The sequence below is a fragment of the Agreia sp. Leaf210 genome, from assembly GCF_001421485.1.
In the GTDB taxonomy this organism is placed as follows: Bacteria; Actinomycetota; Actinomycetes; order Actinomycetales; family Microbacteriaceae; genus Agreia.
The window spans coordinates 59,946-84,755 of the sequence record NZ_LMKK01000001.1; the positions used below are offsets into that span (position 1 = coordinate 59,946).

Here is a 24,810-nt window from a genome sequence, read left to right on the forward strand (position 1 = left end):
GCCCATTCTCTCACGTTGTTCACGGCCGACGCTTTTCGTCACGTCGTACGGGCAGTCGACAGTTCGGCGCGGTTGAATATGGTCATGAGTATTTTTCTTACCGGTGCCACCGGCTTCATCGGGTCCGCAGTCCTCCGTCAGCTCCGACTGCAGGGGCGCGACGTGACCGCCCTCGTGCGCTCGCCCGAGAAGGCGGCCAAGATCGAGGCCCTCGGAGCCACCGCCGTGATCGGTGACGTCACCGACACCGAACTGATGACCGAACAGGCCATCGCGAGCGATGGCGTGATCCACCTCGCCTCCCCCGGTGACGAGTCCAGCCGCGACGTCGACGATGCCTTCGTCACGGCCATCTTCGCCGGCCTCGAGGGAAGCGACAAGCGCTACGTGCACACGGGCGGAATCTGGGTCTGGGGAAGCAACTCCGACATCACGGAGGATTCGCCCCGCAACGCTCCGGCCATCGTGGCCTGGCGCGAGGAGATCGAGAAGCGCGTGCTCGGCGCGCAGGGCGTCTCGACCACACTGATCGCCCCGGCCGTCGTCTTCGGCCACGGCTCGGGCATTCCCGCTCTCTTCCTCGGAGATGACAGCGACCCCGAGGCCGCCGTCCGACTCGTCGGCGATGGCTCGCAGCACTGGACCACGGTGCACGTCGACGACCTGGCCGAGCTGTACATCCTCGCCTTCGATCTCGGCGAATCCGGCTCGACGTACATCGGCGCCAGCGGCGAGAACCCGACCGTGCGCGAGATGGGTGACGCCGCCGCCGCCGGCCAGGGCCTGGACTCTCGTGTTGAGACCCAGACCGTCGACGAGACGCACGCTCGCCTGGGCGCCGCGTTCGCCGATGCGCTGCTGCTCGACCAGCAGGCCAGAGGAAGCGCCGCGCGCATCGACCTGGGCTGGGAGCCGAACGGCCCGAGCCTCGTCGACGAGCTGCGCACCGGATCGTATGCGGCAAAGAACTAGCCGTTCGTCGCGCGCCTTCTAGAGTTCGAGGCCGTAGGCGCGCGACGGCTCGATGCCCGGAGGGTTCTCGCGATCGGGCATGCGCGAGAACCCGCGCCGCTCGTAGAGTCCGTGCGCGGTCGTCATCTCGGTTCCGCTGTTCATGACGACTCGCTCGGCGCCGCGCGCTCGGGCGAGGTCGATGACGAAGTCGGTGAGGGTGCTGCCCACCCGTCGCCCGCGCGACGCCGGGTCGACGGCGAGGAGCCGGAAGTCGAACTCGCCGGGCCGCGCGAGCGGCGTCAGCTGTTCGCCCGATCGAGGCGTGGTGACCGAGCCCAGGATGCGACCGGTCTCGTCGTCGACGGCGACCCAGACCTCGCCGATGGCCGCGTGCCACGGCACATCGAGGATCTGCACGGCGTAGTCGTCGCCGATGGTGAAGTCGAGCCGATACGCCTCGAGCCGCTGGTGGGCGATCTCGTCGTACTCGTCGGGGTGGGCGAGCCGCACGGAGATGCCCTCCGACGCGGACGGCTGCGCATCCGTCTCGTGTCGCCGGGGTTCGGGCAGACGACGGATGCCCTCGAGCAGGTCGTCGAGGCCGGCCGCGACGCAGATGCGGATCCAGCCCTCTCCCCCGCGACCGAACGCGCTGCCCGGGGCCACGGCGACCCGTTTCTCGAGCAGGAACCGCTCGGCCCACCCCGCCACGTCGCCGTCGGTCGCGTATCCGACGTTCACCCACAGGTAGAAGGCACCCGACGGCTGGAGATATTCGATGCCGCGCTGGCGCAGAACGGCGGTGGCGGCGTCGAGATTCTGCCGGTAGTGCAGGCCCGCGGTTCTCACGTGCTGCTGATCGCCCTCAACGGCTACCAGCGCGGCCAGCTGAGCGGGCGTGTTGACGCAGCTGATCATCGCCTCCTGCGCCGTGCGCATCGTCGTCGCGAGTCCAGGCGGCGTGACGAGGTAACCCACCCGCGCGCCGGTGAGCGCGTACGTCTTCGACAGCGAGAAGACAGAGAACACACGATCATCCGCATCGAGGCTTGCGACCGAGACGTGGGGCGTCTCGTAGCTGAAAGCCTCATACACCTCGTCGCTCAGGATCCAAAGGTCGTTCTGCCGCGCGAACTCCACGAGCGCCCGGAGGGTCTCTTCGGGAAAGACCGAGCCGAGCGGATTCGACGGCGAGTTGATGACGATCATGCGGGTGCGCGGGGTGACGAGCCTCGTCAGCTCGTCGAAGTCGGGGAGGAACGCGTTGTCACGGCGCAGCGGATACGGCACGGAGACGGCGGAGATCATCGCGGCATTCATCGCGAAGGTCGAGTATCCCGGATCGGGGATGAGTACCTCGTCTCCCGGGCCGAGCGTGAGGCTCATCGCGACGTAGAGAGCCTGCATGCCGCCGCACGTCACCCAGACCTGCTCCGTGTCGACGACGACGCCGTTCTCACGGGCTAGCTTGCGCACCAGCGCCTCCCGAAGTGCGGGAAGGCCGCCGTTGGGACCGTAGTCGGTCTCGTCGGCGAGCCAGGCATCGGAGCCCGCCCGAAGGATCTCGGGCGCGACCGCGACGTCGGGCTCGCCCACCGCGAGCATCACCACGTCGTCGAGCACCAGGGCCATCTCGAAGATGCGGCGGATTCCCGACGGGGGAACGGAATCGATGTGGGATGCGAGCTGTGGCATGAGAGCATTAACGCTACGCCTCGGTCGGGGTACGGTGAAACGCCGCAGTCCGCTGAGACAGCGAACCGTCGGATGCCTCGATATTGTCGAGAAGGCGCCCGTCTGGTAACGTTGCCTGTTGGCTTACGCTTCCGTCTTACTATGCGGAGCGAACTCGCGGTCGCCGGTCGATCGCATTGCATTCATCCGAACACATACAAGAGGTAATTTCGTGGCAAACATCAAGTCGCAGATCAAGCGCATCGGCACCAACAAGAAGGCCCAGGAGCGCAACAAGGCCGTCAAGAGTGGCCTGAAGACTGCTATCCGCGCCACCAAGACCGCTGTCGCCACGGGCGACAAAGACAAGGCCCTCGCCGCGCTGACCGCAGCGGGCAAGAAGCTCGACAAGGCCGCCTCGAAGGGCGTCATCCACAAGAACCAGGCCGCGAACCGCAAGTCGGCCCTCGCGAAGACCGTCGCCTCTCTCTAACGAGGTGCACGCACGAAAAAAGCCCCGCTGATGCGGGGCTTTTTTCGTGCCCGCTAGTCAGCGAGGAAGCTCTCCCCGTTCGGCGATGACACCGATCATGCGCTCGAGCGAGTAGACCGCGTCGCGGCTGCCACCCTTGATGTTCTCGTCGGTCTCGGCGAGCATCTGGATGCTGCGCCCCAAGCCCGCACCCGACCAGCCGGCCAGGTCTCGGCGGGCTCTGTCGATCTGCCACGGCGCGAGGCCCAATTGGCCGGCGAGCTGGCCTGACCCTCCGCGCGTTCCGAGTACCTTGGCCATCGTGCGGAGCTTCATGGCGAACGCCGCGACCATGGGCACGGGATCGGCGCCCGAGGCGAGCGCGTGACGGGCGAGCGCGAGCGCCTCGCCGTGCCTGCCGGCGATGGCCATGTCGGCCACCGCGAAGGCGCTGGCCTCGACGCGACCGCCGTAGTAGCGGTCGACCGTGGCCTCGGTGATCTCGGCCGATGCATCGGCGACGAGTTGCTGACAGGCGCTCGAGAGCTCGGCGAGGTCGTCGGAGAACGCGGCGACGAGCGCCCGCAGGGCGCCCGACGAAACGCGACGCCCGGCGGCCCGGAACTCGGAGGAGGCGAACTCGTACCGCTCGGTGTCTTTCTTGAGCTCGGCGCAGACGATCTCGATGCCCCCGCCCGAACCGGAGCGGATGGCGTCGAGCAGCCGCTTGCCTCTGACGCCGCCGCCGTGGCGGAGCACCAGGTATGTGTCGTCTGCCGGATTCTCGAGGTAGGAGATCGTCTCGCTGAGGAAATCGTCGGTGCACTTCTCGACGGACGACACCCGGATCATGCGGGGCTCGCCGAAGAGCGACGGGCTCGCAACGGTGAGCAGCTCGCCCGGCGCGTACGACGACGCGTCGATGTCGGAGACCTCGAGGCTGGGGTCTTCGATCTTCAACAGCTCACGAAGCTGCCGGATGCTGCGCTCGGCGAGGAACGTCTCTGTGCCCGAGACCAGCACCACCGGCGCGGGGCGGACCTGCTCCCACGAGAGTTGCGGGATCGAGGCCTTGGCTGTTTGTTTTGCGCCGCGTGCAGTTGCCACGTGTCCTCACTCTGTCGATTCTCGTCTCGAGCCTAGTCGGCGGCACCGACAGAGCGGACGCGGCCGGGGCGGCTACCGCCTTCTCGCTCCAGACGACGGTCTGGCCATCCTCGATCGACACCACGATCAGTCCCAGCTGATCCGTGCGGAAGACACGAGTGGCCGCTCCCGAGAGGATCTCGAGGATGCGGTTGTTCGGATGCCCGTAGTCGTTGTCGGCGCCCACGGAGATGATTCCCGCCCGAGCATGGATGCGTTCATAGAGCTCTGCGCTCTGATCGCCCGACCCGTGATGCGCGACCTTCACGACATCGACGCGCCCTACCCGACCCTCCGCCATCAACTGGGCCTGGTCGCTCTCGCCGAGGTCTCCGAGGAACAGGGCATCGACGTCACCGGAGAACAGGAGCGTGACGCTCGCGCCGTTGCCCCGGAGCGTGGTGTCGACGGTGGGCCAGAGCACCTCCCAGCGCAGTCGGCCGAGCACTCCCCTGTCACCGCGTGCCGCCTGGTGCACCGCGGCCCCGGACTCGACGAGGCGGCTGACCACCGACACATCGGATCGACCGTCGGTGGGGCCCACGAGCACCGCGTCGGCGCGACCCACCACGGCATCGAGACCGCCGATGTGGTCGAGGTCGAAGTGCGTGAGCACGAGGAGGTCGATGCGACCGATCTGCATCCGATCGAGACAGGCGCGCAGCGCATCTGGATCAGGCCCCGTGTCGATGAGCGCGGTGACGCCGTCGCTTCTCACCAGTACCGCGTCGCCCTGCCCGATGTCGCACGCGGCGATGCGCCAGTTCTGCGGCACGGACAACCGGAGCGCGATGGTGCCGCCGACCAGCACCCCTCCGTAGACGCCGACGATCGCCGCGATCAGGAACACGGCCGCGAAACGACGTAGCCGAGGGGCGCCGGTGGCCAGAACGACCCAGAGCGCCAGTGCCGTCAGCACCAGCACGAGCAGGGCGCCGATGAGTCCGGGTACCCAGGGCAGCCGCGCCCCCGGTGCGCCCGCGAAGAAACGTGCGACAGCACCGATCCAGGCGGCGGGCACCCAGCACAGCCATGCCGTCGGAACCGCGAGCGCCGGTATGAGCGCGCCCACCAGGCAGGCCAGCAAACCCACGACGGTGGCGACGGGGGCGGCCGGAGCCGCGAGCAGATTGGCCGGCACGCTGTAGGGAGCGATCGTGGGTGTGAGGAGGGCGAGCACCGGCTGACAGGCGAGTTGCGCAGCAAGCGGAACCGCTATGACAGCGGCGAGCCAGGTCGGCATCCACCGAGACAAGGCGGCGGTGAGGGGCCGGGTGAACAGGAGGAGTCCGGCCGTGGCGAGAGAAGACAGGGCGAAGCCGAAGCTGTGCGAGAGCCACGGATCGGTGACGATGAGGCTGATGACGGCCACACAGAGCACGGGCATGCCTCGAGCCGAGCGGGACGCACCCATCGACATGAGAACGATCCCCGCCATCGCAGCCGCTCGAATGACGCTCGGTTGCGGCGTCACGAGGACGACGAAGAGCACCAGCACGGCGCCGGCCGCGCCGAGTCGTGCGCTGCGACGAAGACCGGCGAAGCCGGCGATCAGGAATGCACCCGCGATGACGATGGCGCAGTTCGCCCCGGAGACGGCGGTGAGGTGACTGAGACCGCTGTCTTTCATGGCCTCGTCGAGCGACGCGTCGACCAGCGAGTCGTCGCCCAGAGCGAGGCCGGGCACGAGTTCTGCCCCGTCGCCGGGGAGGCCACGGGCTGCGTCGGCGAACCGGGCGCGCAACTCGGCTGCCCACGCGAGCTGCCACCCCGGCGGCCGGATCGTCTGCGGTCGACCCTCTGCGAACGCGAGCCACGCCGTCTGCGATCCGTCATCGGTCGCGCGGAATCTCGCATCGACACGGATCGTCGATCCGATAGCCGGCGCATCGACGGTGCCGAGGTCGTCGACGAAGAGCAGCACTCTCGTCGACGTGCGGTCGCTGCGGCCCGCAGTGTTCTGGATCCGGTGCAGGGTCGCCTCGAACCGCACCCCCGACACCGACTGGCCGGCGAATCCCGAGTGCGCGGTCTCTGACGGGGTTCCCACGACCTCGAGCTCGGCCGACAGCATCCCCTGCGTCTCGTCGAGAAGAAGCGGCGGCTCTCGGAGGGGCTGGAAGACGAGGACCGCCGACGCGATACTCGCGCCGATGCCGGCGCACACGGCGATCGTCGGGAGAGCGCTGCGTGCTGCTCGGAGTACTCGACCCCGTCGAGATCTCTTCGGCGACGAGGGCCGCACTGGCCACAGCGCGAGCGAGACCGCCGTGCAGGCGAAGGCGGCGATCAGCACCGGCACAGCAGCAGCAGGCTGGTCCACCACAGCGAAGGCCACGCCCCAGGCGCACAGAGCAGGAAGCGTCAGGCGATGATCGGCCCACCGGGTCGAGGCCGATTGCCGTGCGCCATGCCGCGTCTCGGTCACACGACTGCCGCATCACGGAGTCCATCGAGAGTCTTCTGCCCGATTCCAGGCACCTCGAGCAGCTGGTCGATCGAGGTGAACGGACCGTGCTCGTCTCGGTAGTCGAGGATCTTCTTCGCCGTCTCCGGACCAATGCGCGGCAGAGTCTCAAGCGCCGCGGAATCGGCGGTGTTCAGGTTGACGGCGGACGACCCGGGATCTCCCGACGCTGCGGCGCCGCCGCTCGGCGGAGGTGGTGGCGCCTCTCCAATGGCGGGTGCGTACACCTGCTCCCCGTCGGCTACGACGCGCGCCAGGTTGAGCTGGGCCGGATCGGCCGCGTCTGTGTAGCCTCCGGCGGCGGCGATCGCATCGACGATCCGCGCGCCCTCGCGCAGTTCGTACAGCCCCGGTCGCGCCACCGACCCGAGCACGTGCACGTAGATCACCGGCGCATCGGCCCCGCCGCCGCCGTCACCGGGCTCCCCCGTCCCGTCGAACGGGGATCCGCTCTGTTCGGCCCCCTGGTCGGTCACGAGAACTTCGCTGCTGCCCCTCGGCGCCAGCGCTGAGACCAGCACCGCGACCACGAGCACGGTGAGCACGATGACGATGCCCGCCCCGAACCCGATGCTGAGCCGAGCCCGCGCCGGCGGCGGTGGTCCGGCATCCATGCCCTCACGGTAGGCGCGTGAGCGGCCCAGTGGCTCACCCCGGCGACGCGCTGTGAACAGCACGCACGCCGGGGCGATTGGTGAGGAGAGGATGCGAAAACGCGCCCGCCTCAGCGACGACGACTGTATCCCGGGATACCGGGGTACTGTCAGCTCTGTGTCCGACGTCGAGGTGCGGCACGGGGACACACTCGAGTTCGCCACCCCGAACGAACTCTGCTCAGCTACCCCTAAGGCCGCCGGCGTGCGGCGATCGGCGCGAGCGCAGCGTCGATGAGCCGAACGGCCCGCTCGGCCGTCATGCGGTCGGTCTTCTCGGCAGCGCGGGCGACGGCGATGCCATCCGTCACAGCGAGGACGAGCGCGGCGTCGTCGGCCGTGATTCCGGCATCCGGGTAGGCGGCGTCGAGCAACTGCTGGAGGAAGTCCTCGGTGCCGCCCCAATCCGCGGCGTGGATCGCCCGGATCCCAGGATCCGTCGTCGCGCGCGCGGCAAACGCCGTCCACACGACAGCGTCGGTCAGGCCTGTCTCCGTGAGGCACGAGACCTCTTCGCAGAACGCCCGGAGGCGTCGCTCCGCCGACTCCTCGTTCTGGAGCAGCAAGCGCAGGCGCTCACGGAACCGCACGTTGACTGCGGTCATCGCGCCGATGATGAGTGCTTCCTTGGTCGGGAAGTTGTGCTGCACTGCGCCCACCGAGACGCCTGCTTCCGCGGCGACGTTGCGAATGGTGACGGCGTCGCTGCCACGGGTCGAGAGAACCGAGATGACAGCGTCGAGGATCGCGTCCCTGCTCCCGCGTCGGACGATCATCGCTCTCCCTCCCCGCTCGCGGCGACGTCGCTGGCGTCGATCGCCCCTCTTAGGCTACGGTCAGATCATGACCAATACGAGCGTATTGCACAGCACGAACTCCCGTGGCGCCCGCATCGGGGCGATCGATGTCGTCCGCGGTATCGCGATCGTCGGCACGCTCGGAACCAACATCTGGGTGTTCTCCCACCCTTGGGGACTCCTCGGCATGCTGAGCATGCCGGTGACGTCCGAGCCGGGCGGACCGGAAGCGGTTGCGCAACTCGCCCTGATGTCCCTCGCACAGGGGAAGTTTCTCGCGCTACTCTCCCTCGTCTTCGGGATGGGGCTTGCGATCCAACACGCCGCGGCCGTGCGTCGTGAAACCCGGTGGCCCGGGCGTTATCTCTGGCGGGCGACGCTCCTGCTGCTCGACGGCGCGATCAACTACGTTCTCATCGCGGAGTTTGACGTGCTCATGGGCTACGCCGTGACAGGAGCGATCGTCGCCTACCTGCTCCTCACCCGCCCGCGTGCTCAGCGGGCGATGATCGTGATGTTCGGCGCACTCCACGTGCTCATCATCTCCGCGGTCGTGGCCGCCGTAGCTCTCGGCGACGCTGGCGGCGAGGCGGCGCTGCCCAACGGACGCAATCCCTACGCCGATGGCTCCTTCCTCGACCTCGTGCTCTTCCGCCTCGACAATGCCGGAATCTTCCGTGTGGAACCCGTGCTCATCGGCTTCCTGTCGCTCGCGCTCTTCCTCCTCGGCGCTCGGCTCCTGGGTTCCGGTGTCTTCGCCCCAGGGGGCGACAGGCTCCGCCGACGGCTCCTCATCCTGGGTGCTGTCGCGGTGCCGATCGACCTTGCCCTCGGCATTGGCGGAGGAACCGCGGGACTACTCGCCGAGCGCTACCTGGTGGCGCCGTTCGTGGCTCTCGGGCTCCTCGCTCTCGTCGCCGAGCTCTGCCTGAGCAGAGGCACGGACGGATGGCTCGCTCGCCGGTCGAGCGAGATCGGTCGCGTCGCGCTCAGCGCGTACATGCTTCAGAACCTGCTGGCTGGAGCGCTGTTCTATGGCTGGGGCCTCGGCCTTGCTGAGCGCACCCTTGAATGGCGTTTGCCCGTGACCGTGGCGGCCTTCATCGCGCTCACAGCCGTCATCTCACTGTTCGCGCACCTCTGGCTGCGACGGTTCGCCCTCGGTCCGGTCGAATGGCTCTGGAAGCGCGCCGCCGGAACCCGCTGAGTGCGAACCGACCCGTGACGGCGACGCCCGCCGGCGCTCACGGCGTCTGTCGACGGCCAGCACCGCCGCCGAGACGAGCAGGATGACGCCGACCGGGATCATGATCCAGGTCATCGTGAGCGCGGGAACGAGCACGCCGAAGTACACGCCGAATCCCGTCAGCAGCACGAGCGCGGTGTTGCGGTAGGCGTCCACTCGGCGACTCCCGCTAGGCCGCCGGCTTCGTCGCGATGCTGACGACGCGCGGGGCTCGCACGACGACGTTGACGATCTCACGATCGCCAATCGCGCGCTGAACGGCGGCGGATGCCCGGGCCATCGCCTCGAGGTCGCTGCCGGCGATCGTGGGCGGCACCTCGAGCCGGTCGCGCACCTTGCCGTCGACCTGCACGACCGCGGTCACCGATTCCTCGGTGAGCAGCGCAGGATCGGCTCCTCGCCAGCCGTAGCCGGAGATCGTCGCCGGGTAGCCGAGACGCTCCCACATGTCTTCTGCCGTGTAGGGCGCGAACAGGCTGAGTCCGAGCGCGATCGTCTCGACGGCCTCGCGCACGGCCGGGTCGCCGCCGCCCGGGCCCTTGTCGACGGCCTTGCGGGTCACGTTGACGAGCTCCATGATGCGCGCCACGACGACGTTGAACTTGAACGCCTCGATGAGGCCGGGCGCCTCGGCCAGGAAGCGGTGGGTGACCCGGCGCAGGGCGATGTCGCCGTCGCGCCAGTTGACCTCGGGCTTGCTGGTGACGTCTCCGGCCAGCCTCCACGCGCGGGCGAGGAACTTGGAGGACCCGGCCGGCGACACGTCCGCCCAGTCGATGTCGTCTTCCGGCGGGCCGGCGAACGCCATCGTGAGCCGCACGGCGTCGACACCGTGCTCGTCGAGCTGATCGCTCAGCTGCACGATGTTGCCCTTGGACTTCGACATGGCGGAGCCGTCCATCAGAACCATGCCCTGGTTCAGCAGCGCGCTGAACGGCTCGGTGAACGAGACGAGTCCCAGGTCGAACAGCACCTTCGTGATGAAACGCGCGTAGAGCAGGTGCAGGATCGCGTGCGTGACGCCGCCCACGTACTGGTCGACGGGCGCCCACTTGTCGACGTCTTTCGGGTCGAAGGCCTTCTCGCTGTCGTGCGGGTTGAGGAAGCGAAGGAAGTACCACGAGCTGTCGACGAAGGTGTCCATGGTGTCGGCGTCGCGCAGCGCCGGGGTGCCGTCGACGGGGTTGGTCACGTTGACCCAGTCCTCTGCGGCGCCCAGCGGAGAGCTTCCGCGCGGCTTGAGGTCGAGGCCGTCGCTCGGCGGCAGCAGTACGGGCAGCTGGTCTTCGGGAACGGGAATCTCTTCGCCGTTCTCGCCGTGGATGATCGGGATCGGCGTACCCCAATACCGCTGACGCGAGATCAGCCAGTCGCGCAGGCGGTAGTTCTTGGCGGGGCGGCCGGCGCCCTGCTGCTGCAGGATCTCGATGGCCTTCTTGATGGCGTTGACCTTCGAGAGCCCGTTCAGCGGGCCGGAGTTCATGAGACGCCCGTCGCCCGCGAGCGCGACTCCCGTGACGGCGGGGTCGTAGCTGCCGAAGTTCGGGTCGTCGAGGCTCTGTTCAGCAAGCATGGCGTCGGTGATGATCGGGATGGCGCCGGTCGCGGGTGCGGTGACGTCGACGACCATACGGATCGGCAGGTCGAAGGCGCGCGCGAAGTCGAGGTCACGCTGGTCGTGGGCGGGAACGGCCATGACCGCACCGGTGCCGTAGTCGGCCAGCACGTAGTCTGCGGCCCAGATGGGCATGCGCTCTCCGTTGACCGGGTTGATCGCATAGCGCTCGAGGAACACGCCGGTCTTGGGGCGGTCGGTGGCCTGGCGCTCGGTCTCGGTGCTCTTCTGCACGGCGGTGAGGTACTGCTTGAACGCGTCCTGCACCTCCGGCGTCGACTCTGCCGCGAGTTCGATCGCGAGATCGGAGTCGGGGGCCACGACCATGAAGGTCGCGCCGAAGAGCGTGTCGGGCCGGGTGGTGAACACGGTGACGGGCTCGTCGCGCCCCTCGACGGCGAAGTCGACGTCGGCACCGATCGAGCGTCCGATCCAGTTGCGCTGCATGCTCAGCACCTTCGACGGCCATGAGCCCTCGAGCTGGTTGAGGTCGTCGAGCAGACGGTCGGCGTAGTCGGTGATCTTGAAGTACCACTGGGTGAGCTTCTTCTTGACGACCACCGCGCCGCTGCGCTCCGAGGTGCCGTCGGGCAGAACCTGCTCGTTGGCGAGCACGGTCTGGTCTACCGGGTCCCAGTTGACCCAGCTGGCCTTGCGGTAGGCGAGACCCTTCTTGTACATCTGCAGGAACAACCACTGATTCCACTTGTAGTACTCGGGATCGCTGGTGTGCAGCACGCGGTCCCAGTCGAACGAGGCGGCGTAGCGGCGCATGCTGCGCTTCTGCTGTTCGATGTTGTCGTAGGTCCACTGGCGCGGGTCGAGGCCGCGCTTGATCGCGGCGTTCTCGGCGGGCAGGCCGAAGGAATCCCAGCCGATGGGGTGCAGCACGTTGAAGCCCTGCTGGCGCCAGTAGCGCGCGATCACGTCTCCGAGCGCATACGCCTCGGCGTGGCCCATGTGCAGGTCGCCCGATGGGTAGGGGAACATGTCGAGCACGTACTTGCGCGGGCGCTTGTCTCCCTCGAGGTCGGTCTTGAAGGGCTGCATCTCGTCCCAGCGAGGCAGCCACTTGTTCTGAATGGCGGCGAAGTCGTAGTGGAGGGCCGGGTCGTTGCGGGGGTCGTACTGCTCGGCGCTCGTCGTTTCGATGGTCACGCGACTCTCAATTCCTGCTTGGGTTCGGCTGCTGGGCCAAGATCGCCGCGATACACACCCCGTCGATGCACGTCAGACGCGTGACACGGGGGCGCGGCAGCAATCCATCGTACTAAACCTGCCCGCACCGTATCGTTGAGCACGTGGATGCGACCATCACCAGCGCCGACGGCGTCACCCGCTGCGGCTGGGCTCATTCCGCGCCGGAGATGCTGCGCTATCACGACGAGGAGTGGGGCAGAACGCTGCACGGCGACCAGCCGCTGTTCGAGAAGCTCTGCCTCGAGGCATTCCAGTCCGGGCTCTCCTGGATCACGATCCTGCGCAAGCGCGAGGCCTTCCGCACCGCCTTCGCCTCGTTCGATATCGACCGTGTCGCCGCATTCGACGAGGGCGATGTGGAGCGCCTCATGGCCGATGCCGGCATCGTGCGGAACCGCGCCAAGATCACCGCCTCCATCGCCAACGCCCGGGCGACGAAGGCCCTCGTCGACCCGCAGCCGGGGGCGCTCGACTCCCTGCTCTGGAAGTACGCTCCCCCACGGCGCACGGTCGCGCCGGAGTCGTATTCCCAGGTCCCCGCGTCGACGCCGTTCTCGACCTCCGCGAGCGCCGCACTCAAGACGCTCGGCTATCGCTTCGTCGGACCCACCACGATGTACGCGCTCATGCAATTCGCGGGCCTGGTCAACGATCACGCCGCCGGCTGCCACCTGGCCGTGGGTGAACCGGGCGCGCTCTAGCCCGACCCGCCGCTACAGGCCGAGCGCATCCAGCAGTGGCCCGGCCTTGACCCGGGTCTCCTCGACCTCGTCGTCGACGACCGAGAGGGCCGTGATGCCGCCGCCCGTGCCGATGGATGCGCCGCCTGGCGTGAGCACGACGCTGCGGATGACCATCGCCAGGTCGAGCGCGTCATCGAGGCCGATGTAGCCGAAGACGCCGGCGTAGATTCCGCGAGCGCCGCCTTCCAGCCTGTTCAGGATGCGCATGGCGCTGATCTTGGGAGCCCCGGTCATCGACCCCGCGGGAAACAGCGCGGCGATGGCGTCGAGCGAATCGGCCTCGGGAGCGAGCCGGGCTGTGACCGTGCTGACGAGCTGGTGAACGGAACTGTAGCTCTCGACCGCCAGCAGGCTGGTCACCTCGACCGATCCGAGCTGCGCCACCCGCGAGAGATCGTTGCGCATCAGGTCGACGATCATGAGGTTCTCGGCCCGCTCCTTGTCGCTGGCGAGCAACTCCTCTTTGAGCCGCTCGTCGTCGACGACGTCCACTCCGCGCGGACGCGTTCCCTTGATCGGTTTCGTCTCGACGGCGCCAGAGGAGTCGATGCGCAGAAAACGCTCGGGGCTGGCGCTCACGAGTGCGACGTCGTTGATGCGCAGATACCCGCCGTGGTGGCTCGCGTGAGCGGCGCGCACGGCGATATAGAGACCGAGAGGGTCGGGGTGCACCTCGGCGGTGATCTCGTTCGTGAGGCAGAGCTGGTAGGCGTCTCCCCTTCGGATCGACTCCTGACACTCGCGTACCAGCCGCGCGTAGTCGTGCGCGTCGTGCCTCCACCGGGCGGCTGTCGCCTCGGCGGGCTGCCGGATGCGGTCCGCTTGTGCAAGAGGAAATGGCGCGAGCACCGGCGCGCGTCCGAGACGGAGGGCGTCGAGACGGCGCGCGGTGCGCTCGAGCCAGCCCTCGGCATCCGGTTCGCCTTCGAGCGCGAGCAGCGTGACCGTGCCCGACCGGTGATCGAAGGCGATCGCTCGAGTCACCCACAGCAGAGCCGCGCCGGGCGTCGTCGCCGAGGCCGTGTCGACCCCGAGCTCGACCGCGCCGAACTCGTACGACAGCCAGCCGACCCAGCCGAGTGCGAATCCCTCGGACGCGCCGCTGACCAGGTCGACCCCGCGCCGGCGTTCGCGCAGATCGTGGATCAGCCCGGGCAGGTCTGCCGGAGCATCGATCGGGTCTCCGGCGCCGAGATAGCTCGTGCCCGAGGCCGCGTCACGACCGGAGTCGAGCCAGAACGCATTCGGCTCACGACCGTAGACCTCGATGAACACCCGCTCGGGATCGACCCAGTGCTCGAGTGCTCTGGTGACGACGCGGCGGGACACTGTAATAGCGTAGGCCGTGTGATCGCGCCCCGCTTCTTCGTCTGGACGGGGCGAGAACTGGCAGAGTCGCCGGATGTTCCGGCTCACGACGGCGTGTTCGTGGCCGACAGCTGGCTGGTCGCCGACGGGGGCGTGCGGGCCCTGCAGCTGCATCGCGACAGATTCCTTCGCGGCGTCGCATCGCAGACGAGCATCGACTCGCTCGCCGCAGAGGGCTTCTGGCAGGCGGCGGTCGATGCGCTCCCCCACACGGGCGAGTGGTTTCCCCGCGTCGAGGCGCTGCGCACGGACGCCGGGCCGACACTCTCCTTCCGCCTGCGCCCCGCACCCCCGCTCGGGGCCTCGGTACGCGTGGCGTCGCTCGACGAGGGCGACCCGCGAACGGTCGCCACGGTGAAGGGTCCCGACCTCGACCGACTCGGCGCGCTGAAGAGCGAGGCAGCGCAGAACGATGTCGATGAACCGATCATCGTCTCGGCCGCGGGCCACGTCGTCGACGGAGCCACGAGCGCGGTGCTGTGGTGGCGCGGAGAGCGGCTGTTCGCTCCCTCGGCGTCGCTCAGCCGTGTCGACAGCGTGACCGCCAAGTCCATCCGGCTTCTCGCCACGGCCACGGGCATCACGACCGGAGAGGAGTTCGCCGCCCCGGCGGATCTCTCGGGGTGCGAGGTCTGGGTGGTCAACGCGCTGCACGGTATCCGGGTCGTGACGTCGTGGCGGAACGGACCGACGCTCGGTCGCACCGCCGGACGAGCGGCCGCGTGGCAGCGCCGACTCGACGCCCTCGTTCGGCCGCTCCCCTAGCCTCGTCAGCCCAGCCGCAGACGAGCCGTTATCAGCTCGGCGGGAACGGGCAGGTGGCTGATGATCACCACCGCGCGTCGGCCGTCGGGGTCGGCGGATGCGGACAGCAGGTCTCGCAGCAGAGCGTCTGCTCGGCCCGGGTCGACGTTGGCCGTCGGCTCGTCGAGCACGAGTATCGGGAAGTCTGCGAGCAGCGCGCGGGCCAGGGCGATGCGCTGCGCCTGTCCACCCGACACGAGCGATCCCCGCTCGCCCACCCGTGCATCCAGACCGCCGCGCTGATCGAGCCACTCCGACAGCCCCACCCGTTCGAGCACCGCGATCAGTTCGTCGTCGGACGCGTCGTCTCGGGCGAACAGCAGGTTCTGCCGAATCGACTCGTCGAACAGGTACGGCGTCTGCTCGCTGAGCCCGATCGTGCGCCGCACCTCGGCGAGGGGCAGGCTGCGCGCGTCGACGCCGCCGAGGCGGTACGAGCCCTCGAACTCGAGGAAGCGCACCAGGACGTGCGCGAGCGTGGTCTTTCCCGATCCGCTCGGGCCGGTCACCAGGATGCGGTCGCCCGGCGACACGGTGAGGTCGATTTCCCGAATGGCCGGCGACGACTCGTGCGGCCACGAGGCCGAGACGCCCCGAAGCTCGATCACCGCGTTCGCCGGATCGACCGTTCGGCGCGCATCCGCTGCACGGTCTGTCGGAATCTCCGGCGGCACGATCTCCGGCACGGCTGAACCGATGCGCTCGGCGCTCGAACGCACCTGGCGGAGCGCCGACAGCGCGAGCGGCACGCTGGAGATCACCTCGAAGACGGCGATCGGCACCAGCGCGATGATCGCGAGCACCGGCCCGTCGAAGCCCGCGGTTCCGAGCGCGGGGATGCCGACGAGGAGCGCGGCGATGCTCGCCGCCCCCGCCAGCACAGACAGGATGCCCGTGGCGACGCCGGTGCCCGCCGCGCTCGAGAGCACGGCGCGGGTCAGCCGCGCGTCGGCCCGTTCGACCGCGGCCAGCCGGGAGCCGGTGGCGTCGAAGGCGGTGAGCACGTCGAGGTTCACGACGGTGTCGAGCACCTCGTCGGCGAAGGCGCCCCGGAGCGGGGCGATCGACCGCTCGGCGCGCGCCGCGATGAGGCCGTTGGCCGCGGTTCCCACGAGCGCCGCGAGCACGAGCGCGATCAACAGGGCGAGGCCCGCCGGAGGAAGCAGGATCCACACCGTGATGACGCTGGTGGCGGCCACGGCCCCCGAGACAAGCAGCGGCTGAACGACTCGCAGGGGCAGGTTCTGCAGCTCGTCGACGTCGGCGGTGAGTCGAGTCAGGAGGTCTCCGCGTCGCGTGCCGGTGAGTCCGTCGGGGGCGATCGGCACGAGGCGCTCGTAGATGCCGACCCGCAGCGTCGCCAAGGTGCGGAACGCGGCATCGTGGCTCGCGAGACGCTCGGCGTAGCGGAAGCCGGCTCGCCCGAGAGCAAAGGCCCGCACGCCGACGATCGCCATGTTCAGATAGAGGATGGGCGGCATCTCGGCGGCACGCGTGATGAGGTAGGCCGAGGTCGCGAGCAGACCGACCGCGCAGAGGGCGCTCAACAGTCCGAGCAGGGCTCCGGGGGCGAATCGCCTGGCGCCCGGCTGGGCGAGGCGCAGAATCTCGGTCGTGCGCATCAGGCGGCCATCGCAGCCGGCTCGAGCGCGAGGATGCTGTCGGCGGCACGGGCGACAGCCTCGCGGTGCGTCACGACGACGAGCGTGAGCGTCGTGCTCTCTCTGAGGGCGCGAAGCCCCTCGACAAGTCTCGCTTCAGACAGTTCGTCGAGGGCCGAGCTCGGCTCGTCGAGCACCAGAACAGATGAATGCCGCTCGAGCGCGCGATAGACCGCGCGAGCGATCGACACCCGCTGCGCCTGCCCGCCCGACAGGCCCGCCCCGGCGACCCCGAGCATCCGGTCGAGGTCTATCTCGTCTGCCGCGGCGACGGCGAGCGCTCGCGCGGCCAGCGCGCGATCGGGCGAGCGGCTTCCGAGGGTCACGTTTTCGAAGACCGAGCCCGCGAGCAGTCCGGAACGCTGCCCGCACCACGAGATCCAGTCGAGACCGGTCGCGCCGACCTCGATCTCGCGCCCGCCGAGGGCGACAACGCCCGTGTGCCCGACGAAGCCGAGGAGCGCGGCGACGAGCGTGGACTTGCCGACCCCGGACGGGCCGGTGATGGCGGTGAAGCTGCCCTCGGGGAACTCCGCGTCGAGGGGCCCGATCACGGGCCGGTCGCCGTATGCCGCACCGAAGCCCGTCAAGACGAGCGCGCCTGCCGATGGGCGATCAGGCGTGGCATCGACAGCCGTCGCGGACGCGGCGGACGACTCCGCGTCGAGGATCTCGAAGACGTCGTCGGCCGCGGCGACACCGTCTGCCGCGGCATGGAACTGCGTTCCCACCTGGCGCAGCGGCAGGAAGGCCTCGGGCGCGAGAAGCAGCACGAAGAGCCCGACGGAGAGGCCCAGCGAACCGTCTATCAGGCGCAGCCCGACCGAGACGGCGACCACGGCGACCGCGAGACTCGACACGAGTTCGAGAACGAAGCCGCTGAGGAACGAGACCCGCAGCACCTTCATCGTCTGCACGCGGTACTGCTCGGTGACACTGCGGATGCGCTCGGCCTGGCGTGCCGCGCGTCCGAACAGCGTCAGCGTGGCGAGACCCCCGACGACGTCGAGGAAGCCGGTGGAGAGGCTGTTGAGCAGACGCCACTGCTTCTTCTGCACGGTCTGCGTGGCCCACCCGATGAGGACCATGAAGACGGGGATGATCGGGAGTGTCAGCACCACGCCCAGGGCGCTCGGCCAGTCCTGGAGAAAGATCACGAGAACGACGACCGGCGTGGCGATGGCGGTGAGGATGAGCTGCGGAAGATAGCGGGAGAAATAGGTGTCGAGGGCATCGAGACCGGGACCGGTGACGGTGGCCACCGACGTCGCGTTCCGCTCGGCCATCCACCCCGGGCCCAGCCGGGTGACGGCAGAGAGCACGCGGGAGCGCAGCTGGCTCTTGACCCGGGCGGCGCCTCGGGTGCTCGTGACCTCGGCGATCCAGAGCAGCAGGGCGCGCGCCGCCACGACGCCGGCGAGTGCCGCGATCAGCGGAGCCAATTCGTGAAGGCCCTGTCCGTCGATCGCTCGCACGATGACCTGGCTGAGAAACCAGGCGAACCCCACGATGCAGGCGGTCTGGGCCAGCCCGATCAGCGCACCCGCCGCCAGGAATGCCCGGGCTGCTCTGGCATAGCCGAGCAGCCGGGGATCGAGAGGTTTCACTCGTCTAGTGTGCCGCCTGCGCACCCTCGATGTGCGCACGGGTGATCCTCTTGCGGAACACCCAGTATGTCCAGCCCTGGTAGGCGAGGATCAGCGGGAGCGCCACGAGGGCCACCCAGGTCATGACCTGCAGCGTGTAAGCCGACGACGAGGCGTTCGCGATGGTGAGGCTGTTGGCCGGGTTGTTCGAGGCCGGCATCACATCGGGGAAGAGCGAGAGGAACAGGCTGAGTACGGCGAACGCGACGGTCGCCGCCATCGCACCGAACGCCCACCCCTCGCGCCCCCGAGCGTTGGCGAGCACGGCGGAGATCAGAGTGACCGCAGCGACCAGAGAGAGCACGGCCGACCAGAAGGTGCCGTACGCCAGGGTCGTCCACAGGAGGAAGGACGCGGCGACGACGATCGTGAGCAGCCCCGAGCGACCGGCCAACCGCCGGGCTCGTCGCTGCAGCTCCCCGTCGGTCTTCAACGAGACGAACAGCGTGCCGTGCGTGAAGAAGAGCAGCAGCGTGGTGAGCCCGGCGAGGAGCGCGTAGGGGTTCAGGAGGTCGAAGAACGACCCGGTGTAGTTGAAACCCGAATCGAGCGGAACACCGCGGACGATGTTGCCGAACGCGACGCCCCACAGGAAAGCGGGGACGGCAGAACCGATCACGATCATGGCGTCGAATCGGCGCTTCCAGGCGGCCTCCGGCCGCTGGTGGCGATACTCGAACGAGACACCGCGCAGAATGAGCGACAAGAGGATCAGGAGCAGCGCCAGATAGAAGCCCGAGAACAGGGTCGCGTACCACTCGGGGAACGCCGCGAACAGCGAGGCGCCGGCGACGATCAGCCAGGTCTCGTTCAGATCCCAGATCGGGCCGATCGTGTTGATGATGACCCGGCGGTCGGTGTCGTCTTTTCCGAGGAACGGAATCGACATTCCGACGCCGAAGTCGAAGCCGTCGAGAACGAAGTATCCGATGAAGAGGAATGTGATGATTCCGAACCAGAGGATAGTGAGGTCCATGATCAGTACACCGTCGTTTCCTGGCGTCGCACGCCTGTCTCGGGATGGGGTTCGGGCAGGTCGTCCGGGCCCTTCTGGGCAGCCTTCTTGATGAGCTTGAACTCGACGACGGCGAGCGAGCCGTAGATGAGGGTGAAGGCGATCAGAGAGATCAGCACCTCGAGGCCGGTGACGTTCGGGGAGACGCCGTCAGCCGTCTTGAGCAGGCCGAACACGAGCCACGGCTGCCGGCCCATCTCGGTGAAGACCCAGCCCATGATCATGGCGCCGAGCGAGAGCGGGAAGCTCCAGATCGCGGCCTTCCAGATCCAACGGCCCCAGCGACCCGCGAACAGGCGGGCGCCGAGGGCGCTCTTCTTTCGGGTCAGCACGAGACCGACGAACGCGGTGAACACGTGCAGAACGCCGAGAGCGATCATCCACCGGAACGCCCAATAGGTGACCCAGATGGTGGGCGTGTAGTCGCCGGGACCGTAGAGCTGAACGTACTGAGCCTGAAGATCGTTGATGCCTTCGACGGTGCCGTCGAAGGTGTGCGTCGAGAGGAACGAGAGCAGGTACGGGATGCGGATCGAGAACAACTCGCTCGAGCCGTCGGGCGTGCCGAGGGTGAAGATGCTGAACGAGGCGTCGGCTCCCGTCGATGTCGTGTACATCGCCTCCGCAGCCGCCATCTTCATGGGTTGCGTCTGCACCATGGCGAGGCCGAGCGAGTCGCCGGTCAAGACGGTGAGAGCACCCGCGATCATCATCATCCACAGGCCGAACTTGAGCGCCGGGCGCATGGTGTCGAGGTGCTGATTGCGCGAGAGGTGCCAGGCGGCGACGGTGATGATGAGACCGGCGGCGACCATGAAGCAGGCGAAGATCGTGTGGGGGAACGCCGCGAGCGCCACCTTGTTCGTGAGGAGTGCCCAGATGTCGGTGAGTTCGGCACGCCCCTTCGCCTCGTTGATGTCGTAGCCCACCGGGTTCTGCATGAATGCGTTGGCGGCGATGATGAAGTAGGCCGAGAGGATGCTGCCGACCGCGGTCGCCCAGATGGTGGCCAGGTGCAGGCCGCGGGGCAGCTTGTCCCAGCCGAAGATCCAGAGCCCGATGAATGTCGCCTCGAAGAAGAACGCGAGCAGGCCTTCCATGGCGAGCGGCGCTCCGAACACGTCGCCCACGAACCGCGAGTAGTCGGACCAGTTCATTCCGAACTGGAACTCCTGCACGATTCCCGTGACGACGCCCATCGCGAAGTTGATGAGGAAGAGCTTTCCGAAGAACTTCGTGAGTTGCAGATACTTCTCTTTGTCTGTGCGCACCCACGCGGTCTGGAACAGAGCGACAGTGAGCGCCATGCCGATCGTGATGGGTACGAAGAGAAAGTGGTAGACGGTGGTGAGGCCGAACTGCCAACGCGACAGGAGCAGTGGATCGAGCCACTCGTTCATGGAGAGTTCCCCTTCGGAAGTAGACTTCTACACAACGTAGAAATCCTTCTTCTACAGAGCGTAGAACATATCGAAACGAAAAGGTAGTCTTGTCGCATGATCACTCTCGGCGTACTCGAGCGTTCGGTGATGAACGCCCTGTGGGAGTCCCCCGACGGCCTCTCCGCCCCCGAACTCGGCGAACGGCTGGTGGCAGCCGAGGCTCCCGCCAAGCGTCGCGAACTCGCGACGACCACTCTGCTCACCGTGCTCTCGCGCCTCGAGAGCAAGGGCTTCGTCTCGCGCAGCCGCGCCACCAGGCCGCACCGCTATCACGCGGTCAACTCGCGGTCTGAGCACACGGCCGAGCTCATGCACGAGGTTCTGCAGCTCGCGCCCGATCGAGACGACGCTCTCGCCCGTTTCGTCGGTGGGGTCTCACCGACCGAAGCCGAAACGCTTCGCCGCCTCCTCGCATCCCGCGGCACCGGTAACTGACGGTGACCGGAGCCTGGATCGGGCTCGCGGTTCTCGCCCTCGCTCTGGCGTGGCCCGTTCCCATCGCCCTGTCGAAAGCGGCGTGGCCCGCCCGCGCCCCGGGCACCGCGTTGGCGCTGTGGCAGGCGGTTGCCCTCTCCGGTGGTCTCTCGATGATCGGGGCGCTGTTGGCGTTCGGCCTGACGCCGTTCGAGAACGACCTGGGGGTCGCATCGACACTCCTCTCCGGCCACATCCTCGACGGCCCCGTGCCCGCTCAGGCCGGCGCCTTGCAGATCGTCTCGCTGGCCGGCGCCGTGGTGCTCGGGGTTCACCTGGTGCTGAGTCTCGCGACCACGGCGGCCAACACCGCCCGCGAGCGCCATCGGCATCGAGCACTGATCGAACTCCTCAGCTCACCGCTTCAGGGCAGCCCCGGAACGCGCATGCTGGATTTCCCTGCACCCGTCGCGTACTGCCTTCCCGGCGTGCGCTCGATCACGGTGCTCACCGAGGGCCTGGTTCGGGTTCTGGATGCCGCGCAGCTCCGAGCCGTGTTGGCCCACGAGCGGGCGCACCTCCGCCAGTATCACCATCTCGTGCTGCTCGCCTTCAAGGCGTGGAACATCGCGCTCCCGTGGTTTCCCATCGCGAACCGCGCCGAGAAGGCCGTCGCCCTCCTCGTCGAGATGCTGGCGGACGACGACGCTCGTCGCGAGGTGGACGACGCCTCGCTCGCCACGGCGATCGCCATCGTCGGCTCCCCCTGGCGAGACGGCGACCCCGCGTCCGCACCTCTCCCGTCAGACGAGATCGTGCCCGAGGCCGATCCCGAGACACTCGGGGCGCGGGTATCGCGTCTGATCTCCCCACCCGACTCTCTCTCCCGGGCAGCTCGCGCCCTCGTGCTCGCGACCGGGGTCGTCCTCGTCGCCGTGCCCGTCGCCGTGCTCGTCGCCCTGCTGTGATCGGGCGCATCCCCAGGTCATCGACACCGACAGGTCATAGGCTCGGGGCGTGAACGAGATTCTCAGTTGGATCCTGGACACGGTGTCCGGCGTCGATCCCGTGTGGCGCACCCTCATCGCGGGTGTCGCCATGCTGCTCGAGACGAGCATCCTGCTCGGTCTCATCGTTCCGGGCGACACCGTACTGCTCGTCACCGCCACCGGAGTGCAGGGCCCGGTGCAATACGTCGCGCTCGCCCTGGCCTCCATCGTCGGCGCACTCGGCGGCGAGAGCATCGGATTCATGCTCGGCCGCTACTTCGGCCCGCGGATCCGCCACTCGCGGCTCGGCCGACGAATCGGAGAGCGGCACTGGCAGCGGGCAGAGCGCTACCTCGATCGCCGCGGAGGCATCGCCGTGTTCCTCTCGCGCTTCCTCCCCGTGCTGCACTCTCTCATCCCCGTCACCGTGGGCATGAGCACGATGACCTACCGCCGATTCATCGCGTGGACCTTGCCCGCCTGCATCCTGTGGTCGTTCGCCTACGTCACCGCCGGCTCGGTCGCCGCCGGCAGCTACCGCGAGCTGGCCGACCGCCTGCATTTCGCGGGGTACATCTTCGTGGCCGCCATCGTGGTCTTCGTTATCGTTGTGATCATCGTGAAGAAAGTCATCGCGCGCGGTGAGGAGAGGCACATGAATGACGCACCAGACTCCCCCGATTCCCCTGACTCCGCCGAGCGGGGCGCACTCCCCCACTGAGGCGGCCGACGACTACTCGTCGATCGGATATCGTCCCGACGCGGCCATCCGCTGGGGTCTGCCTCAGTTCGCCATCGGGATCGGTCTGTTCGTCGCGATCCTCATCGTCGTCAACACCCTCGCCCTGTTCGTGCCGCGCGCGGCACAGAGCCCGCTGCTCTTCGCGGCCGTGCTCGCGGGGTACGGCGCGCTGTTCCTGCCGGCCTTTTTTGCAGCGCGTTCGCGGGGAACCGGCTCACTCGCTCGGGACTTCGGTCTGCGCTTTCGGCCCGTCGACCTGGCCACCGGGCTCGGCGTGGGGATCGCGGCGAAGATCGTCGGCGTCATCATCGCGATTCCGTTGGTCGGGCTGACCGGCGGCGTGCCGACGAGCAATGTGCCGGTGCAGAGCGATCTCGTCTGGATCGTCCTCAATACCGTGGTCGCCACCACCCTTGTGGCTCCCCTCGTCGAGGAGCTCTTCTTTCGCGGGCTGCTGCTGCGGGCGATCAGAAACGGTGTGTTGCGCGGCCGAGCATCGCACCCGCGCACTGCTCCGCCTTCCGCGGCTCGGGCGCGCGGCGCCCTGCTGGCCAGCATTCTGATCTCGTCAGTGGCCTTCATGGCCATGCACCTGTATCAGGCGCCCGATCTGACCACACTCCTCGTGCTCGGCACCTCGACGCTCGTTCTCGGGCTGGCCAATGCCGCGCTCGCGACCCGTACGGGTCGACTGGGCCCCGGCATCGTCGCGCACATGGTGTTCAATGGCGTGGCTCTTCTGGGTTTCTTCGCCACCAGTAGATGACGCCCGCTCCACGAACGAGCGGGCCCGTCGACCTCGGTCGACGGACCCGCTCGTGGTGACAGAAGGCTTAGAAGAGCTTCTTCTCGGCGAGCCACGCCTTGGCGATGACCTCGGCCGATTTCTGGTCGTTGACGCTCTGCGAGTTCAACTCGACGAGATCGTCTTCGGTCAGCGCACCGTTGACCTTGTTGATGATGTCCGCCGCCTTGTCGTCGACCTTCTTCGACGCGACGGGCACGACGTTGTCGGCCACGAACAGGCCATCGGGGTCGGTCAGAGCGACAAGGTTGTTCGACTTGATGTTGGGGTCGGCCGTGTAGATGTTGCCCAACTGGATCGTGTTGTCGACGAGCGCCTTCACGGTCAGGGGTCCGCCCGAGTCCTCGATCGACTGGAAGGTCGTGTCGATTCCGTACTTCTCCTTGAGCGTCGCCGGGCCGTAGGGGCGGGTCTCGAGCTCCGCGTTGCCGCCGACGACGATCGGGGTCGTCACGTTCTTCAACGAGGCGATGTCGGTGAGCTTGTTCTCGGCCGCGTAGGCCTCGGTCACCGTGTACGAGTTCTGGTCACTCGCCTCGGACTTGTCGAGCGCGCGCAGGCCGTCGGGCAGAGCCGCCTCGAGCTCGGAGTAGACATCGTCGCTCGTCGTCGCCTTCGTGTCGGGCTTGAGCGCCTGCAGCAGACTGCCGCTGTAGTCGGGGAACAGGTCGATCTTGCCCGCCTCGATCTCGGGAAGGTAGACCTCACGCTGACCGATGCGGAACTGGCGGTCGACGGTGTAGTCGTTGGCCTCGAGCGCCTGGGCGTAGATCTCGGCGATGATCTCGTTCGAGTAGTAGTCCTGCGAGCCGATCACGATGGAGTCGGTGCTGGCCGCATCAGTGGATCCGGCGTCCAGCGGATCGGATGTTGCACACCCTGCCAGTGCCACCACGGCACCGACCGCGATAACGCTTGCGACGATCCGGCCCTTCCTAATGTTTGCTGTGAACATCG

The 24,810-nt window shown here is 68.0% G+C and carries 21 protein-coding genes; 9 read left to right on the forward strand and 12 right to left on the reverse strand.

Features of this window, described 5'->3' with window-relative positions; translation table 11 throughout:
* Nucleotides 1–84 precede the first annotated feature (84 nt).
* Nucleotides 85–972: an NAD-dependent epimerase/dehydratase family protein gene (locus ASE64_RS00305; protein ID WP_055777168.1), complete on the forward strand. Its 888-nt coding sequence runs from the start codon at nt 85–87 to the stop codon at nt 970–972.
* 18 nt (nt 973–990) lie between these two features.
* Here ASE64_RS00305 and ASE64_RS00310 read toward each other — a convergent pair whose 3' ends face one another.
* Nucleotides 991–2,649 carry an aminotransferase class I/II-fold pyridoxal phosphate-dependent enzyme gene (locus ASE64_RS00310; protein ID WP_082465805.1) on the reverse strand — a complete coding sequence of 553 codons (1,659 nt, stop codon included), beginning with the start codon at nt 2,647–2,649 and terminating at the stop codon, nt 991–993.
* A gap of 211 nt (nt 2,650–2,860) precedes the next feature.
* Here ASE64_RS00310 and rpsT point away from each other — a divergent pair, with 211 nt between their 5' ends.
* Entirely contained in the window at nt 2,861–3,121 is a 261-nt protein-coding gene (gene rpsT, locus ASE64_RS00315; protein ID WP_055774365.1) for a 30S ribosomal protein S20, read from the forward strand.
* Between the two features lie 57 nt (nt 3,122–3,178).
* Here the strand turns inward: rpsT and holA are convergent, their stop codons facing one another.
* From holA to ASE64_RS00330, 4 genes are all read right to left on the reverse strand, one after another.
* Nucleotides 3,179–4,165, reverse strand: coding sequence for a DNA polymerase III subunit delta (gene holA / locus ASE64_RS17725; protein ID WP_235480507.1), 987 nt, complete (start codon nt 4,163–4,165; stop codon nt 3,179–3,181).
* Nucleotides 4,065–6,674: a ComEC/Rec2 family competence protein gene (locus tag ASE64_RS17010; protein WP_082465806.1), complete on the reverse strand. Its 2,610-nt coding sequence runs from the start codon at nt 6,672–6,674 to the stop codon at nt 4,065–4,067. Before ASE64_RS17010 ends, holA begins: the two co-directional genes overlap by 101 nt.
* The gene (locus tag ASE64_RS00325; RefSeq protein WP_055774369.1) at nt 6,671–7,327 is read right to left on the reverse strand and encodes a ComEA family DNA-binding protein; all 657 of its coding nucleotides are present in this window, start codon (nt 7,325–7,327) and stop codon (nt 6,671–6,673) included. The genes ASE64_RS17010 and ASE64_RS00325 overlap by 4 nt, the downstream gene beginning before the upstream one ends.
* 230 nt (nt 7,328–7,557) lie before the next feature.
* Entirely contained in the window at nt 7,558–8,142 is a 585-nt protein-coding gene (locus ASE64_RS00330) for a TetR/AcrR family transcriptional regulator (RefSeq protein WP_055774371.1), read from the reverse strand.
* 67 nt (nt 8,143–8,209) lie between these two features.
* Between ASE64_RS00330 and ASE64_RS00335 the strand changes: the two genes are divergently transcribed.
* On the forward strand, nt 8,210–9,370 hold the full coding sequence (locus ASE64_RS00335; protein ID WP_055774373.1) for a DUF418 domain-containing protein: 1,161 nt from the start codon (nt 8,210–8,212) through the stop codon (nt 9,368–9,370).
* Between the two features lie 208 nt (nt 9,371–9,578).
* Here the strand turns inward: ASE64_RS00335 and leuS are convergent, their stop codons facing one another.
* Nucleotides 9,579–12,176: a leucine--tRNA ligase gene (leuS, locus tag ASE64_RS00340; protein ID WP_200920106.1), complete on the reverse strand. Its 2,598-nt coding sequence runs from the start codon at nt 12,174–12,176 to the stop codon at nt 9,579–9,581.
* A 149-nt stretch (nt 12,177–12,325) separates the two neighbouring features.
* On the opposite strand from leuS, the gene ASE64_RS00345 reads away from it, so the two are divergent.
* Nucleotides 12,326–12,925 carry a DNA-3-methyladenine glycosylase I gene (locus tag ASE64_RS00345; protein ID WP_200920069.1) on the forward strand — a complete coding sequence of 200 codons (600 nt, stop codon included), beginning with the start codon at nt 12,326–12,328 and terminating at the stop codon, nt 12,923–12,925.
* 12 nt (nt 12,926–12,937) lie between these two features.
* On the opposite strand, the gene ASE64_RS00350 is transcribed toward ASE64_RS00345, so the two are convergent.
* A complete protein-coding gene (locus ASE64_RS00350; RefSeq protein WP_055774381.1) occupies nt 12,938–14,296 on the reverse strand; it encodes an anthranilate synthase component I family protein in 1,359 nt (452 codons plus the stop codon).
* An 18-nt stretch (nt 14,297–14,314) separates the two neighbouring features.
* On the opposite strand from ASE64_RS00350, the gene ASE64_RS00355 reads away from it, so the two are divergent.
* Nucleotides 14,315–15,100, forward strand: a complete 786-nt coding sequence (locus tag ASE64_RS00355; protein ID WP_055774385.1) for an aminotransferase class IV — start codon at nt 14,315–14,317, stop codon at nt 15,098–15,100.
* 5 nt (nt 15,101–15,105) lie between these two features.
* Here the strand turns inward: ASE64_RS00355 and cydC are convergent, their stop codons facing one another.
* Genes cydC through ASE64_RS00375 form a run of 4 tightly spaced genes read right to left on the reverse strand, consistent with a single transcriptional unit; the run spans nt 15,106 to nt 20,861 of the window.
* A complete protein-coding gene (cydC, locus tag ASE64_RS00360) occupies nt 15,106–16,761 on the reverse strand; it encodes a thiol reductant ABC exporter subunit CydC (RefSeq protein WP_055774388.1) in 1,656 nt (551 codons plus the stop codon).
* Nucleotides 16,761–18,407, reverse strand: a complete 1,647-nt coding sequence (gene cydD / locus ASE64_RS00365; protein WP_055774391.1) for a thiol reductant ABC exporter subunit CydD — start codon at nt 18,405–18,407, stop codon at nt 16,761–16,763. The genes cydC and cydD overlap by 1 nt, the downstream gene beginning before the upstream one ends.
* 4 nt (nt 18,408–18,411) lie before the next feature.
* The gene (gene cydB / locus ASE64_RS00370) at nt 18,412–19,422 is read right to left on the reverse strand and encodes a cytochrome d ubiquinol oxidase subunit II (RefSeq protein ID WP_055774393.1); all 1,011 of its coding nucleotides are present in this window, start codon (nt 19,420–19,422) and stop codon (nt 18,412–18,414) included.
* Between the two features lie 2 nt (nt 19,423–19,424).
* The gene (locus ASE64_RS00375) at nt 19,425–20,861 is read right to left on the reverse strand and encodes a cytochrome ubiquinol oxidase subunit I (RefSeq protein ID WP_055774396.1); all 1,437 of its coding nucleotides are present in this window, start codon (nt 20,859–20,861) and stop codon (nt 19,425–19,427) included.
* A gap of 96 nt (nt 20,862–20,957) precedes the next feature.
* Between ASE64_RS00375 and ASE64_RS00380 the strand changes: the two genes are divergently transcribed.
* The 4 genes from ASE64_RS00380 to ASE64_RS00395 are packed head-to-tail and all read left to right on the forward strand — an operon-like array spanning nt 20,958 to nt 23,814.
* Nucleotides 20,958–21,338, forward strand: a complete 381-nt coding sequence (locus ASE64_RS00380; protein ID WP_055774399.1) for a BlaI/MecI/CopY family transcriptional regulator — start codon at nt 20,958–20,960, stop codon at nt 21,336–21,338.
* 2 nt (nt 21,339–21,340) lie between these two features.
* A complete protein-coding gene (locus tag ASE64_RS00385; RefSeq protein WP_082465807.1) occupies nt 21,341–22,285 on the forward strand; it encodes a M56 family metallopeptidase in 945 nt (314 codons plus the stop codon).
* 49 nt (nt 22,286–22,334) lie between these two features.
* Nucleotides 22,335–23,027: a DedA family protein gene (locus ASE64_RS00390; protein WP_055774406.1), complete on the forward strand. Its 693-nt coding sequence runs from the start codon at nt 22,335–22,337 to the stop codon at nt 23,025–23,027.
* Entirely contained in the window at nt 22,966–23,814 is an 849-nt protein-coding gene (locus ASE64_RS00395) for a CPBP family intramembrane glutamic endopeptidase (protein ID WP_055774407.1), read from the forward strand. Before ASE64_RS00390 ends, ASE64_RS00395 begins: the two co-directional genes overlap by 62 nt.
* 67 nt (nt 23,815–23,881) lie before the next feature.
* Here ASE64_RS00395 and ASE64_RS00400 read toward each other — a convergent pair whose 3' ends face one another.
* Nucleotides 23,882–24,808 carry a glycine betaine ABC transporter substrate-binding protein gene (locus ASE64_RS00400; protein ID WP_055774412.1) on the reverse strand — a complete coding sequence of 309 codons (927 nt, stop codon included), beginning with the start codon at nt 24,806–24,808 and terminating at the stop codon, nt 23,882–23,884.
* Nucleotides 24,809–24,810 lie beyond the last annotated feature (2 nt).

Coding starts and splice junctions, on each gene's coding strand:
- ASE64_RS00375 (WP_055774396.1), bottom strand. CDS start 20,861: ATGAACGAGTGGCTCGATCCACTGCTCCTGTCGCGTTGGCAGTTCGGC.
- ASE64_RS00325 (WP_055774369.1), bottom strand. CDS start 7,327: ATGGATGCCGGACCACCGCCGCCGGCGCGGGCTCGGCTCAGCATCGGG.
- ASE64_RS00400 (WP_055774412.1), bottom strand. CDS start 24,808: ATGTTCACAGCAAACATTAGGAAGGGCCGGATCGTCGCAAGCGTTATC.
- ASE64_RS00310 (WP_082465805.1), bottom strand. CDS start 2,649: ATGCCACAGCTCGCATCCCACATCGATTCCGTTCCCCCGTCGGGAATC.
- ASE64_RS00305 (WP_055777168.1), top strand. CDS start 85: ATGAGTATTTTTCTTACCGGTGCCACCGGCTTCATCGGGTCCGCAGTC.
- ASE64_RS00330 (WP_055774371.1), bottom strand. CDS start 8,142: ATGATCGTCCGACGCGGGAGCAGGGACGCGATCCTCGACGCTGTCATC.
- ASE64_RS00335 (WP_055774373.1), top strand. CDS start 8,210: ATGACCAATACGAGCGTATTGCACAGCACGAACTCCCGTGGCGCCCGC.
- cydB (WP_055774393.1), bottom strand. CDS start 19,422: ATGGACCTCACTATCCTCTGGTTCGGAATCATCACATTCCTCTTCATC.
- ASE64_RS00380 (WP_055774399.1), top strand. CDS start 20,958: ATGATCACTCTCGGCGTACTCGAGCGTTCGGTGATGAACGCCCTGTGG.
- ASE64_RS00395 (WP_055774407.1), top strand. CDS start 22,966: ATGACGCACCAGACTCCCCCGATTCCCCTGACTCCGCCGAGCGGGGCG.
- cydC (WP_055774388.1), bottom strand. CDS start 16,761: ATGCGCACGACCGAGATTCTGCGCCTCGCCCAGCCGGGCGCCAGGCGA.